Source organism: Micromonospora sp. NPDC048907, assembly GCF_055586885.1.
In genome coordinates this window covers 853,076-865,816 of record NZ_JBVJHI010000003.1, presented here as the reverse complement: position 1 = coordinate 865,816, position 12,741 = coordinate 853,076, and the positions used below count along the sequence as shown (strand labels likewise).

The 12,741-nt window shown below is 75.0% G+C and carries 11 protein-coding genes; 9 read left to right on the top strand and 2 right to left on the bottom strand.

All coding sequences use genetic code 11. The features are described 5' to 3' along the window. Window positions 1-184 precede the first annotated feature (184 nt). The 7 genes from ACZ6PY_RS13585 (at window position 185) to ACZ6PY_RS13555 (ending at window position 8,027) form a co-directional block, all read left to right on the top strand. On the top strand, window positions 185-631 hold the full coding sequence (locus ACZ6PY_RS13585; RefSeq protein ID WP_466072089.1) for a hypothetical protein: 447 nt from the start codon (window positions 185-187) through the stop codon (window positions 629-631). 62 nt (window positions 632-693) lie between these two features. Further along, window positions 694-849: a DUF4177 domain-containing protein gene (locus ACZ6PY_RS13580; protein ID WP_013289021.1), complete on the top strand. Its 156-nt coding sequence runs from the start codon at window positions 694-696 to the stop codon at window positions 847-849. A 65-nt stretch (window positions 850-914) separates the two neighbouring features. Further along, window positions 915-1,376 carry a RidA family protein gene (locus tag ACZ6PY_RS13575; protein WP_466071934.1) on the top strand — a complete coding sequence of 154 codons (462 nt, stop codon included), beginning with the start codon at window positions 915-917 and terminating at the stop codon, window positions 1,374-1,376. Window positions 1,377-1,495: 119 nt separating this feature from the next. After that, window positions 1,496-2,323 (top strand): MBL fold metallo-hydrolase, encoded by an 828-nt coding sequence (locus tag ACZ6PY_RS13570; protein WP_466071932.1) that lies wholly within the window; start codon window positions 1,496-1,498, stop codon window positions 2,321-2,323. Further along, window positions 2,320-5,901 carry an adenylate/guanylate cyclase domain-containing protein gene (locus tag ACZ6PY_RS13565; RefSeq protein WP_466071930.1) on the top strand — a complete coding sequence of 1,194 codons (3,582 nt, stop codon included), beginning with the start codon at window positions 2,320-2,322 and terminating at the stop codon, window positions 5,899-5,901. Before ACZ6PY_RS13570 ends, ACZ6PY_RS13565 begins: the two co-directional genes overlap by 4 nt. 104 nt (window positions 5,902-6,005) lie before the next feature. Next, window positions 6,006-6,488, top strand: coding sequence for a hypothetical protein (locus ACZ6PY_RS13560; RefSeq protein ID WP_466071928.1), 483 nt, complete (start codon window positions 6,006-6,008; stop codon window positions 6,486-6,488). 30 nt (window positions 6,489-6,518) lie between these two features. Next, window positions 6,519-8,027, top strand: a complete 1,509-nt coding sequence (locus tag ACZ6PY_RS13555) for a serine/threonine-protein kinase (protein ID WP_466071927.1) — start codon at window positions 6,519-6,521, stop codon at window positions 8,025-8,027. On the opposite strand, the gene ACZ6PY_RS13550 is transcribed toward ACZ6PY_RS13555, so the two are convergent. Next, on the bottom strand, window positions 8,014-8,481 hold the full coding sequence (locus ACZ6PY_RS13550) for a hypothetical protein (protein WP_466071925.1): 468 nt from the start codon (window positions 8,479-8,481) through the stop codon (window positions 8,014-8,016). The genes ACZ6PY_RS13555 and ACZ6PY_RS13550 overlap by 14 nt on opposite strands. Window positions 8,482-8,737: 256 nt before the next feature. On the opposite strand from ACZ6PY_RS13550, the gene ACZ6PY_RS13545 reads away from it, so the two are divergent. Next, window positions 8,738-10,522 carry an alpha/beta hydrolase gene (locus ACZ6PY_RS13545; protein ID WP_466071923.1) on the top strand — a complete coding sequence of 595 codons (1,785 nt, stop codon included), beginning with the start codon at window positions 8,738-8,740 and terminating at the stop codon, window positions 10,520-10,522. Between the two features lie 75 nt (window positions 10,523-10,597). Here the strand turns inward: ACZ6PY_RS13545 and ACZ6PY_RS13540 are convergent, their stop codons facing one another. Further along, window positions 10,598-11,311, bottom strand: a complete 714-nt coding sequence (locus tag ACZ6PY_RS13540; protein ID WP_466071921.1) for a hypothetical protein — start codon at window positions 11,309-11,311, stop codon at window positions 10,598-10,600. A gap of 194 nt (window positions 11,312-11,505) precedes the next feature. Here ACZ6PY_RS13540 and ACZ6PY_RS13535 point away from each other — a divergent pair, with 194 nt between their 5' ends. Then, a complete protein-coding gene (locus tag ACZ6PY_RS13535) occupies window positions 11,506-12,735 on the top strand; it encodes a GH25 family lysozyme (protein ID WP_466071919.1) in 1,230 nt (409 codons plus the stop codon). Window positions 12,736-12,741: the final 6 nt, after the last annotated feature.

Here is a 12,741-nt window from a genome sequence, read left to right as displayed (position 1 = left end):
CCGCCGTCGCTTTCCCGATCGGCGATGTGTCGCATATGTGACTGGAGGTGACCGGGTGCGCGCGTCCCGTTGCCGGGACTCCCCGCAGGTCCTACGTTCGTCGCGACGCGGGGGGCCGGACCGGCGACGGGTTCCGAGCCGGATGGTGGTGACGGTGAACAGGTACGAGGCCCGGAGGCAGCGGATGCGCGACGCGGAGAACATTCCCCGAGCCCAGTTCCCCGGCGAGCGGGCGGGACGGCCCGGCGACGCCGAGGGGCCCGGCGCGGGAGCGCCGTTCAACGAGCGGTCCTATCGCCCGCCCACCGAGGTGGTGCGCACCCTGGGCCGGCCGGCCGGGCGGGGCCGCGACGAGGAGGAGCCCGGCTACGTCATCCACCTGCCGGTCCGTGTTCCCGACCTGGCGGCGGCCACCGCGCTCGCCTCCACCGTGGCCACCTCGCTGGGCTTCCTCAGCGAGCTGGACGCCGGCGAGACCACCGTCTCCACGGCCGACGACCAGAACAACCGGCACCGCGTCTTCTGCGACCTGCTGCTGGCCGACCGCACCCGCTGCCCCCAGCGGTACGAGCACGAGGGCCCCTGCGGCGAGCCGTCCGCTACGCCCGAGCAGCGTCCCGCGTCCCCGTAACGGCGGCGGACCGTAGGCTGTGCCTGACCGCAGTCCATGTCAGGCAAGGGAGCCTTCACCCGATGCAGAAGTGGGAATACGCCACGGTCCCGTTGCTGGTCCACGCGACCAAGCAGATCCTCGACAACTGGGGCGAGGACGGCTGGGAGCTGGTCTCCGTGGTTCCCGGTCCGAACCCGGAGCAGCTCGTCGCCTACCTCAAGCGTCCGAAGGGCTGACCCGTGAGCGCGAGAAGTGAGCCGGGCCTGCGAGCCCCGCAGTCGCGAACGAAGGACGGCACAGCATGAGCAACGGACCGCACGCGAAGCTCGCGGAACTCGGCCTGACCCTGCCGGAGGTGGCGTCGCCGCTGGCCAGCTACGTGCCGGCCGTCCAGTCCGGGCAGCACGTCTACGTCTCGGGCCAGCTCCCGATCGCCGAGGGCAAGCTGCTCGCCACCGGCAAGGTCGGCAACGGCGTCTCCGCCGAGCAGGCGAAGGACCTGGCGCAGCGGTGCGCCTTGAACGCGCTCGCCGCGATCGACTCGCTGGTCGGGCTGGAGAACGTCGTCAAGATCGTCAAGCTGACCGGTTTCGTGGCCAGCGCGTCCGGCTTCACCGGCCAGCCCGGCGTGGTCAACGGGGCCTCCGAGCTGTTCGGTGCCGTCTTCGGCGAGGCCGGCCGGCACGCCCGCAGCGCGGTGGGCGTCGCCGAGCTTCCCCTGGACGCCCCCGTCGAGGTCGAGGTCATCGTCGAGGTCGCCTGACGCCGGGTAACCGTGATCTTGCCGGTGCCGGTGGGGCAGACGACCCCGCAAGGGGACATAACTCCTGGCGGCACCGCAAGATCGCGGGCAGTGGCGGGCGGGGTCGTACGATCGCTGCCATGGGGCCTGTGACCGGAGCCGCAGGGGCGCTCGCGGACGAGCTGCCGGAGTGGGTGACGCTGGTGCGTGCCCCCAACCCGGGGCCGATGACGCTCGACGGCACGAACACCTGGGTGCTGCGCGCCCCGGGCGCCGAGCACGCCGTGGTGGTCGACCCCGGCCCGGCCGACGAGGAGCACCTGGCCGCGCTCGCCGCGCACGGCCCGGTCGGTCTCGTGCTGATCACCCATGGGCACGCCGACCACACCGAGGGCGCGCCGCGGCTCAGTGAGCTGCTCGGCGGGGCGCCCGTCCTCGCCGTCGACCCGGCGCACACCGTCGGGGGCGCGCCGCTGACCCCGGACACCCCGCTCGACGCCGGCCTGGACGTCCGCCTGCTCGCCACCCCCGGCCACACCGCCGACTCGGTCTGCTTCCTGGTCGGGCACGGCGATGAGCGGGTCGTGCTCACCGGCGACACCATCCTCGGGCGGGGCACCACCGTGGTCGCCCACCCGGACGGGCACCTCGGCGACTACCTGTCGAGCCTGGAGCTGCTCGCCACGTACCGGGGGATCCCGGCGTTGCCGGGGCACGGCCCGGCGCTGGCCGACTGCGGTGTGGCGGCCGATTTCTACCTGGCCCACCGGCGGGCGCGGCTCGACCAGGTCCGCGCGGCGGTCGCCGCCGGCGCGACCACCGCGCCCGAGGTCGTAGAGCGGGTCTACGCGGACGTCGACCGGTCGCTGTGGTGGGCCGCCGAATGGTCGGTCCGGGCCCAGCTGGAGTACCTCGGGGTGAGCTCCCGGGAATCCGGCGCCGGGGGTACGGGGTTGGAGCTGCCGTGACCTGCCCGGTGTGTGGAACCGTCGCCGTGCCCGGCGCGCGGTTCTGCCACAACTGTGGAGCCGCCCTGCCGGCCGCCGCCACGCTGCCCGCCGCCGAGCGGCGGGTCGTCACCGTGCTCTTCGGCGACCTCTCCGACTTCACCTCCTGGTCGGAGGACCTCGACCCGGAACGGGTCGGGGCCGTCACGGACCGGGTGCTGGCCGCCCTGGCGGGCGCGGTGAAGACCTTCGGCGGGCACGTCGACAAGCTCACCGGCGACGGGATCATGGCGGTCTTCGGCGCGCCGGTGGCGCACGAGGACGACGCCGAGCGCGCCGTCCGGGCCGCGCTCTCCATGCAGCGGGCGGTCCGCCGGGTGCTCGACGACGAGCGGGGCGGCGGCGCACCGCTCGGCCTGCGGGTCGGCCTGAACACCGGCGACGTCATCGCCGGCATCCAGGCCGCGATCGAGTACACGGTCATCGGCGACACGGTGAACACCGCCGCCCGGCTCGCCGACGCCGCCGCCGTCGGCGCGGTCTACGCGGGTGGGCGGACCTCCGCCGCCACCCGGCACGTCGCCTCCTGGCGGGCGTTGCGCCCGTTGCGGCTCAAGGGCAAGCGCGAGCCGGTCGAGGCGTACGAGCTGCTCGGCCTGCTGGACGCGCCGGGCACCCGGTCCGGCCTCGGCGACGAGGCGCCCTTCGTGGGCCGGGAGACCGAGATCGGCCGGGTCGCCGGCCGGCTCGCCGAGGTGATCGACCGGGGTGAGCCCCGGGTGCTGCTGATGACCGCCGAGGCGGGGATCGGCAAGTCCCGGTTCGCCGCCGAGGTGGAACGCCTCGCCGCCGGCTACGACGTCGGTGCCGGCCGGTACGCCGCGCACACCGGCGCCCGGGTGCTCTCCGTCCGCTGCGCCGCGTTCGGCGAGCGGCGCCGGCTCGCCCCCCTCGCCGACCTGGTCCGGGCCGCGGTCGGCCTGCCCAACGACGCCGCCACGGCGCTCACCCGGCCGGCCGTCGAGGAGCGGCTGCGCCGGCTCGGGCAGCGCCTCGGCCGGCTCCCCGGCGACCCGCCCCCGCTCGCCGTGGACCAGCTCCTCGCCCTGCTCGGGTACGCCGAACTCCCCGCCGCCACCGAGAACGGCGAGTGGAACGCCGCCTCCCCGCCGCCGGACGCCGAGGCCGTGCCCAACGCGGTCGCCGAGCTGCTCAGCGCCCTCGCCCTGGAGGCGCCGCTGGTGATCGTGGTGGACGACCTGCACGACGCCACCGCCGAGACGATCAAGGCGCTCGCGCTGACCCTCAACCGGCTCAGCGGCCCGGTGCTGGTGCTGCTGCTCGGCCGGCCCGAGCTGGTGCGGACCGCCGGCGCGCTGACCCGCGTCGCGGACGCCGAGGTGCACGCGCTGCCCCCGCTGCGCGGCGCCGACGCCTCCCGGCTCCTCACCAGCTATCTGAGCGGCGGCAAGCTGTCCACGGCCGACGCCGACCGGCTGCTCGCCACTGCCCAGGGCAACCCGTTCTACCTGGCCGAGCTGGTCACCCTGCTGATGGAGCGCGGGGCGCTGACCGCCGGCCCGGGGCGGGACGCCAACGTCGGCTGGCGGCTCGCGCCCGGCTCGCTGGGCAGCCGGCTGCTCTCCCGCGACCTGGCCGCCGTGCTCGCCGCGCGTATCGACGCCCTGCCGCCGGACGCCCGCTCGGTCCTGCGGGACGCCGCGGTGGTCGGCGACATCGTGCCCGACGGCGCGCTGGAGGCGCTGCGCGAGCAGCGCGTCGGGCGGGACGGCCGGCCGGCCGCGGTGGCCGCGGTCGAGCTGGACCGGGCCGTGGAGGAGCTGCTGCAACGCCGCATGCTGCACCGGACCCGCACCGGGTTCGCCTTCGCCACCCCGCTCATGCGGGAGGCCGCGTACGCCGGGGTGAGCAAGGCCGAGCTGGCCGAGCGGCACGCCGCGCTGGCCCGCTGGGCGGCACCGGAGAACGCCGACGGCACCACCACGGCGCCCGGCGGGTTCACCGAGTCCGCCCGGGACGACTTCGTCGCCCAGCACGTCGAGCGGGCCGCAGCGCTCGCCGACGCGGTCAAGCTCCGCCCGGACGCGCCGGCCCGGGCGGTCGCCCCGCTGGGCGTGGCCGCGCTGTGCCGGTCCGCCCGCCGCGCGCTGCGGTCCGGGGAGCCGGCGATGGCCGTCGAGTACGCCGAACGCGCCGCCGAGCTGGCCCGCGACGGGGTGCCGCTGGCCGACCAGGTGGTGCACGCCCGGGCGCTGCTCCAGATCGGCCGCCCGGCCGACGCGCTCGCCTTCGCCGAGAAGATCGCCGCGAACGCCGGGGACGCGGCGGCCACCCGGACCAGCGCCCTCCTGCTGGCCGGGCAGGCCCACCAGACGCTGGGTGACGCCGCCCGTGCCGAGCGGAGCTGGCAGGAGGCGTTGCAGGTGGCCACGGCGGCCAACCTGCCGACCATGCGCGCCTCGGCGATGCGCCGGCTCGGCATGGCCGACTTCATCGCCGGCCGGCTGGGCCAGGCGAGCAGTCGCCTGGCGGCCTCCTACCAGGTCAGCCTCGCCGCGAAGGACCCGCGCGGGCAGGCCTGGTCGTTGCAGAACCTGGCCTGGGTCACCACGACCCGGGGCGACTTCGCCGGCACCGACGCGGTGCTCGGCCGGGCCGCCCGGCTGTTCGCCGAGCTGAAGGACCCGTACGGGCGGGCCTGGCTGCGCGGCACGACCGCGTTCGCGCGGCTGCTCGCCGGCCGGCTCCGCGAGGCGTGCCGGATGGCGCAGGTGTTCCTGCCGTTCGGCGAGCGGGTCGGCGAGGCGTGGGCGGTGGGCACCCTGCGCGCGGTCGAGGCGTACGCCACCGCGGAGCTGGGCGAGCTGGCCGAGGCGGACCGGGCGGCGCGCCGGGCGTACCGGGAGTTCGCCGAGGTCGGCGACGACTGGGGCCAGGGCTTCGCGCTGGTGGTGCGCGGCGTGGTGGCGCGCGGGCTGGGCGAACCGGAGCACGCCGCCGACCTGCTGACCGACGCCCTCGGGTACGCCGACCGCACCACGCACCCGCTGCTCACCGGGATGGCCGGGACGCTGCGCGGCTTCGTGGCGCTGGACATGGGCGACGCCGCGACGGCCGAGCGGGAGGCCCGGTCGGTGCTGACCACCGTGGAGCCGCACAACCCGCAGGCCCCCGCCCAGGTGGCGCCCCGCGTGCTGCTCGCCATGGCCCGGCTCGCGGCCGGTGACGCCGCGACCGCGGTGGGGCTGCTCGCCCCGGTCGCCACGACCGCCGCCAACACCCCGTCGCTGCTGTTCTCCCGCCGCCAGACCATGGCCCGGTACGCGTCCGCGCTGCTCGGCCACGGTCAGCGCGAGCAGGCGCTGGACTGGGCGCAGCGGGCCGTGTCGGCCCCGGCCGAGGACGTGCGCAGCCAGGTCGTCGCGCGGATGGTGCTGGCCGAGGCGTTCGACGCCTGTGGCCGCCCGGCCGAGGCGCTGGCCAGCGCCGAGGAGGCGGTGCGGCTGGCGTACGCCACCGAGCAGCGCAGTGAGCGGGCCGCCGCCGACGCGCTCCGCGTCCGCCTCGCCGCGCACTGATCCCCACCGGTTCTGCCGGTTCCGGGGATGTGCCCGTCGGTGGGGGCGGTTAGCGTGGGAGCGTGCGGGCCGTCCACGCCGACGGCCACGGTTGGGGAGGGACGATGAGGCTGCCGCGCTCCGGCGCCGGCTGGACGATCGCGGTCTTCGGGCTCCTGGCGCTGCTGCTCGGCGCGCTGGGGCTGATCTGGCCGGAGACCCAGCTCCGCCTGCTCGGCTTCGAGGTGCCGGCCGAGCGTGCCCCGGGTGACTACACCGGCACGTTCCTCACGGCGTCCTCGATGGCCTCGTTCAACATGGGGGTCTACTACCTGCTCGCGGTGGCGACCGAGTGGCGGCCGTTCTACCGGTTCACCGTCTGGTTCCGGCTGGTCACGTTCACCGTCTTCAGCATCGCGGTGCTCTCCGACGTCGCCCCGGACCGGTTCTTCGGTGTCGCGGCCTGGGAGGGCCTGGGCGCGGTCGCGACCGCCGTCGGCCTGTGGTGGGACGCCCGCCGGGCGGCCGCCGGGCCGGGCCGGCCGGCTGCCGCGGACGACACCGCTCCGGGTCCGGGCCCGGTTCCGGCGACCGACGCGGTGCGCTGAGCGACCGGGACCGTTGGGTATTTTCGAGTCGTGACCGAGACCCCGCCCGGCGCCCTGCGGCTGCCCATCGTGCCCGGTCTGACCGACCTGGAGGTCTTCGCCCGGGGCGGCTACGCCACCGTCTACCGGGCCACCCAGATCTCGGTGGGGCGCGAGGTCGCGGTCAAGGTGGAGAACCGCACGCTGGACAGCGACCGGGACCAGGCGCGTTTCCTGCGCGAGGCGCGGGCCGCTGGCAAGATGTCCTCCCACCCGCACGTGGTCGACCTCTTCGACGTCGGGGTCACCGTCGACCAGCACCCCTACCTGATCATGGAGCTGTGCGACGGCTCGTACGCGGAGCGGATGCGCCGGTGCCCGTTGGGTGCGGTCGAGGCCCGCGACCTCGGCGTGAAGATCGCCGACGCGCTGGCCCACTCGCACGCGGCCGGGGTGCTGCACCGGGACGTCAAGCCGGCCAACATCCTCTACTCGCACTTCAATTCGGCGGTGCTGGCCGACTTCGGGCTGGCGGTGCTGGCCGAGGTGCGCGACGCCTCGGTCACCCTCGAGGTGCTCACCCCGGCCTACGCGCCGCCGGAGATGTTCAGCCACAGCCCGCCCAGCCCGGCCGTCGACGTCTACGCGCTCTGCGCCACCCTCTACGCGGTGATGCACGGCCGCCCGCCGCGCTGGCAGTCCGAGCGCAACCCGAGCCTGGTCACCGTTTTGGAGATGTTCCAGCAGCCGATCCCCGGCCTGCCCGGGGTGCCCGACGAGCTCATCGACGTGCTGCGGCTGGGCATGGCCAACGACCCGGGCGAGCGTCCCTCCGCCGTCGAACTGCGCGGCCTGCTCGCCGCGCTCCCGCTGGATTCGGGGGCCGCGCCGGTGAGCGGCGCGCCCTATCCAGGGTCTCCGGTCAGCGGCGGCCCGACCACCGGTGGACAGCCGCTGACCCGCGCCGGCCAGCCGGGCCCGCGCCCGCCGGCCGAGGACGCCCACCCGACCGTGCCGACCCGCGGCCGCCGCTGGCCGCGGCGCTGGTTCCTCGGCGGGGCGGGCGTGCTCGCGCTCGCCGCCTCGGCCGGTGCGGGCGCCTGGCTGGCCGGCGGCGCTCCCGACGTGGTGTCGCCGACGCCGGTGGCCAGCGGGGCGGCCGAGCCGTCGCGGGTCCCGCCCGGCTGCGCGACGGGCGACGTCCGCCTGCCGGCGGGCGCCCACTGTGCGTCCGAACTGGAGTGTTACGGCCCGGTGCGGCTGCGCCGCGACCGGGCCGAGGCGACCCGGGTGCCCTGCGACGGCCGGCACACGTGGGAGAGCTACGCCGAGGGTGACCTGCCGGCCGCGCTCGTCGGCGCGGGCCACGACGCGGTGGTGGCCGATCCGGCCGTCCAGCAGGTCTGCAGCGTGGGCACGTTCCAGCTGGTCAGCGACGTGCGACAGGTGACCGGCTGGAACCTGGAGGTGCTGCCGCCGGCCGGCACGGACCGCACCTACCGGTGCCTGGCGGGGCGGGGCGTGGACGCGCTGGCCGTGCCGACCCTCACCGGTCGCTGATCCCGTTCGCCGTCCGCTGCTGCCGCACCGCCCGCGGGTCGATCGCGCCCAGGGTGTCGGCGTCGCCCGGGAACCCGCCACCGGACGCCCGCAGGTCCCGGACCGCCCGCGGGTCGAGCGCCTCCAACGTGTCGGCGTCGCCCGCGTAGCCGCCGGCCGGCGTGCGGAGCTGCCGGACCGCCCGGGGGTCGATCGCCTCCAGGGTGTCGGCGTCCACCCCGTACGCGGTGGGGGCCGGCCACTCGTCGGTGGACGCGTCGGCGCGGGGAGGGGCCTGCCGGGCGGCGGTGACCGTCACCCCGGCGATCATGCCGAGCAGGACGCAGGCCAGGGCCAGCACCACCGAGAGGATGCCGGCCGGGTGCCACACCACCAACGTCACCAGCGCCGCCACCGCCGCCACCGACGCGACGACGGCCTTGACCCGCGCATCGGGCTTCGGGAACGAACTCACCCGACAAGCATGGCCCAGGGCGTCGAGCTGTCAACTGCCGGACCGGTACGGCTCCGCGCCGGCCACGCCCCCGGAGCCCGCCGGCCTCCACCACGGAGAGTGGTGAAAGCGTCGATCAATAATATTTCGTTACATCAATCGGCAATCTGTCGCTTCCGTCCGCGTTTGGCGGGCGATCCCGGTTGGTCGTGATCCCTACAGTGACGGGTGTCGAGGTCTCCTCGACGGACCCCGTTCCCCACCGGAAGGCAGCCACATGCCACGTGCAATCCGGTCCCTCACCGCAGCAGGGATCGCCGGCCTCGTCCTCGCCGGATCGGCGGTCGCGCCCGCCGCGGCCGCGGCCGCGACGCCGCAGCCGCCGGCGTACGACCGGACCAGCGCCACCGAGGCGCGCCGGGTCGACCGAGTGCCCACGCCGCAGCTCGACTGGTACGCCTGCTACGACTACGCCGAGTGCGCCACGGTCCGGCTCCCGCTGGACTACGACAACCCCAAGGGCGCCACCACCGAGATCGCGCTGCTCCGGGTCAGGGCCCGCGACCAGCAGCACCGGATCGGCAGCCTGTTCCTCAACCCGGGTGGCCCGGGCGGCTCCGGCACCAGCATCGCGCTCGCCGCGCCGTACTTCCTCGGCGACGACCTGCTCGACCGCTTCGACATCGTCGGCGTCGATCCGCGCGGGATCGCCGCCAGCGACAACGTGAAGTGCTTCCCGTCGGTGAAGGACCAGACCCGGGCGTACGCCGGGCTGAACGTCGCCTTCCCGTTCACCAGAGCCGAGGAGAAGGCGTACGTCACGGCGTCGAAGGCGGTCGGCAAGGGCTGCTCGACCACCGGCAGGCCGTTGACCGGTGCGGCGTCCACCGCCGAGGTGGCCCGCGACATGGACGTGCTGCGCCGCGCGGTCGGCGACAACAAGCTCAGCTACCTCGGCTTCAGCTACGGCACCGCGCTGGGGCAGTACTACGCCAACATGTTCCCGGACCGGTTCCGCGCCGTGGTGGTCGACGGCGTGCTCAACCCCAACGCCTGGGTCGGCCAGGGCAAGGCCCGCAACCAGCTCCAGGAGACCCGGCTGCGCAGCGCCGACGGCGCGTACCGCGCGCTGCACGAGATCCTGGTCCAGTGCGACAAGGCCGGCTCGGAGAAGTGCGCGCTGGCGTCCGGCGGCGACCCGGTGGCCGCGTACGAGACGGTGGCGCAGCGGCTGCGCAAGAAGCCGCTGGTGGTGGACGACCCGGACGCCGGGCAGTTCACCGTCAGCTACGCCGACTTCGTCGGCGCCACCCTCAGCTACCTCTACGACCCGAGCGGCTGGCAGTACATCGTGGACCTCACCGGTGAGCTGCTGGTGCTGACCGACCGGGCCGCGGGCGCGTCGGACCGGGCGGAGGCACGGGCCGCCGTGGCGCGGCGGGCCGCCGAGGCCCGCCGGCAGCGGGGCTACGACTTCCCCTACGACAACGGGCTGGAGACGTTCCTGACCGTGGACTGCACCGACGCGTACCACCCGAGGAGCGCGGACGCCTGGCCGGCGCTGTCGGCCAGGGAGGACACGCGGGCGCCGTACTTCGGACGGGCCTGGGCCTGGGGCACCGCACCCTGCGCCCGCAACACGTGGACCGTGCGGGACGAGGACGCCTTCACCGGCCCGTTCAACCGGACCACGGCCGCACCGGTCCTGGTGGTCGGCAACTACTGGGACCCGGCGACCAACTACCAGGGCGCGGTCAGCTCGGCCCGGCTGCTGCCGAACAGCCGGCTGCTGAGCAGCGACAGCTGGGGGCACACCGCCTACGGCACCTCGGCCTGCGTGACCGGCGCGGTCGACGCGTACCTGCTCCGGGGGACACTGCCGGCCAGGGGGACGCTCTGCACCGGTGACGCGCAGCCGTTCCAGGACGAGCCGGCGGTCACCCGGGCGAAGGCCTCGAAGAGCGACCTGGCCCGCGCCGGTGAGCCCGGGCGGGGCGAGCCGAAGCGACTGCCGCCCGTGGTGGCGCCGCTGCCGGCGGTCGGCACGCTGACCGTCCGCTGACGGACCCCCGGGGTACGGCGGGTGATCGGGCACCCGCCGTACCCCGGGCCGCGGACGACGCGAGGGGCGGCCCGGTCAGGCGTCCCCGTCGCCGAGCGCCTCCCGCAGCAGGTCGACCAGCTCGGCGGCCTCGGTCAGCTCGTCGCCGACCGGGCATCCCGCGCGCGCCACCGCCGCCTCCCACAGCAACCGCCCTGGCGTGCCGCCGATGAGCCAGCGTCGCACCGCCCGCTGCACGTCCTCGGTCAGCGAGGAACCCCACCGCCAGCCGTCGACGAAGGCGGCGAGCTGCCGGGCGGGCGTCTCACCCGGCAGCTCGGCGAAGTCCGAGAGGTACTCCTCGACGTCAAGGTCGAGCGCGACGACGGCCTCCAGAACGTCCGGCACCGGGTTGGTGGACGGCCAGGACAGCAGAGTCCGGCGCCACCACGACCGGACGAACTCGGTGACGGCCGTGCGCTCCTCGGGCGACCAGCGCTGCCAACTCGCGCGGATCCGCGAGGTCACGTGCCCCGGCCACCACCAGTCCGCCATCTCCCCGCTCGCGTACGCCGCCAGCAGTCGCGGCACCAGGTGCGGCAGCTCGGTGCCGTCGCCCCAGGTGCCGGGGTTGGACAGGTAGGTGCCGAGCTGCCTCGCAGTGAGCGCGCGTAACGGCGTACGCCGGAAGAGGTCCACCTCGGCGGGGTCGACGCAGTGGTCGCAGGCCGTCATGTCGGGCGGCATGGGGTGGCGGGCGAAGACGGCGTAGAGCCGGTCGGTCGCCCGCTCCAGATCGGGCGGCACCATGGCGACAGTCTCCCGGGCGGTTCCGCCGGTGTCGATCGCGATCAGGGCAGTGAACAGGTGCTTCGGCGGGTTAGAGTACGGCCGCACCCCGCTGCCGCCGGTTCCCGGCCGGACGGCGGGGGCGCTCCGCCGCCGTGATCCGCCCACTGGCGAACGGCGGCCCTCGACCTCCCGACCAAGGAGTCTCCACTCCCATGTCTCGAAGATGGATCTCTGTTCTGATGTCCGCCGGGCTCGCGCTCGGCGCGCTCGGCATGGCGCAGCCGGCCAGTGCGGCCGACCCGGCGCCCGACGGTGGTGGCCACGCGAACGCCGGCGTCAAGCCGGGCGCGCGCGCCAGCTCGGCGTCCACGAGCGCCGCCATCCCGGCCGGCTACACGATCCGCGGCATCGACGTCTCCAGCCACGACCACAACCTCGGCCCGATCGACTGGCCGGCCGTGGCGGCCGGTGGCGCCAAGTTCGCGTACGTCAAGGCGACCGAGGGGCAGACGTACCGCAACCCCTACTTCGCCGAGGACTACGCGGCGGCCAAGGCCGCCGGCCTGCTCGTCGGCGCGTACCACTTCGCCCGCCCGGACGGGCGTGACCCGGTCACCGAGGCGAACTTCTTCGTCGACAACGCCAAGTTCGCCAAGGACAGCCAGACGCTGGTGCCCATGGTGGACATCGAGTGGCCGTACTGGTCCGGCGCGCCGACCTGCTACGGGCTGACCACGACGGACATGTCCGCCTGGATCAGGTCCTTCACGGACCAGGTCAAGGCACGCATCGGCCGGCCGGTGATGATCTACACGAACACCAACTACTGGAACCCGTGCACCGGCAACAACGCGTCGTTCGGCGCGAACCCGCTGGACATCGCCGGCTACACCGCGACCCGCCCGCCCCTGCCGGCCGGCTGGACGACGGAGACCATCTGGCAGTACGCCGCGGGTGACCCCAGCAAGCCGGGCAGCTACAGCCAGAACGTGTTCAACGGCGACTACCCGGCGCTCACCCGGCTGACCGGCGCTCCGGCGGTCGCGGCGCCGATCGCCCTCCGGGCCCGGGCCAACAGCCGCTACGTGGTGGCCGAGAGCGCCGGCACGAAGCCGCTGATCGCGAACCGGACTGCGGTCGGGCTGTGGGAGCAGTTCGACGTGGTCGACGCGGGCGACGGCTTCGTGGCCCTGCGGGCCCGGGCCAACGGCCGCTACGTGGTGGCGGAGAGCGCGGGCAGCAAGCCGCTGATCGCCAACCGCACGTCGGTCGGCGCCTGGGAGAAGTTCACGGTGATCGAGAACCCGGACGGCACCATCAGCCTCCGGGCCAACGCCAACGGCCGGTACGTGGTGGCGGAGAGCGCGGGCAGCAAGCCGCTCATCGCCAACCGCACGTCGATCGGGCCGTGGGAGAAGTTCGACCGGATCGCCACCTCCTGAGCCGAG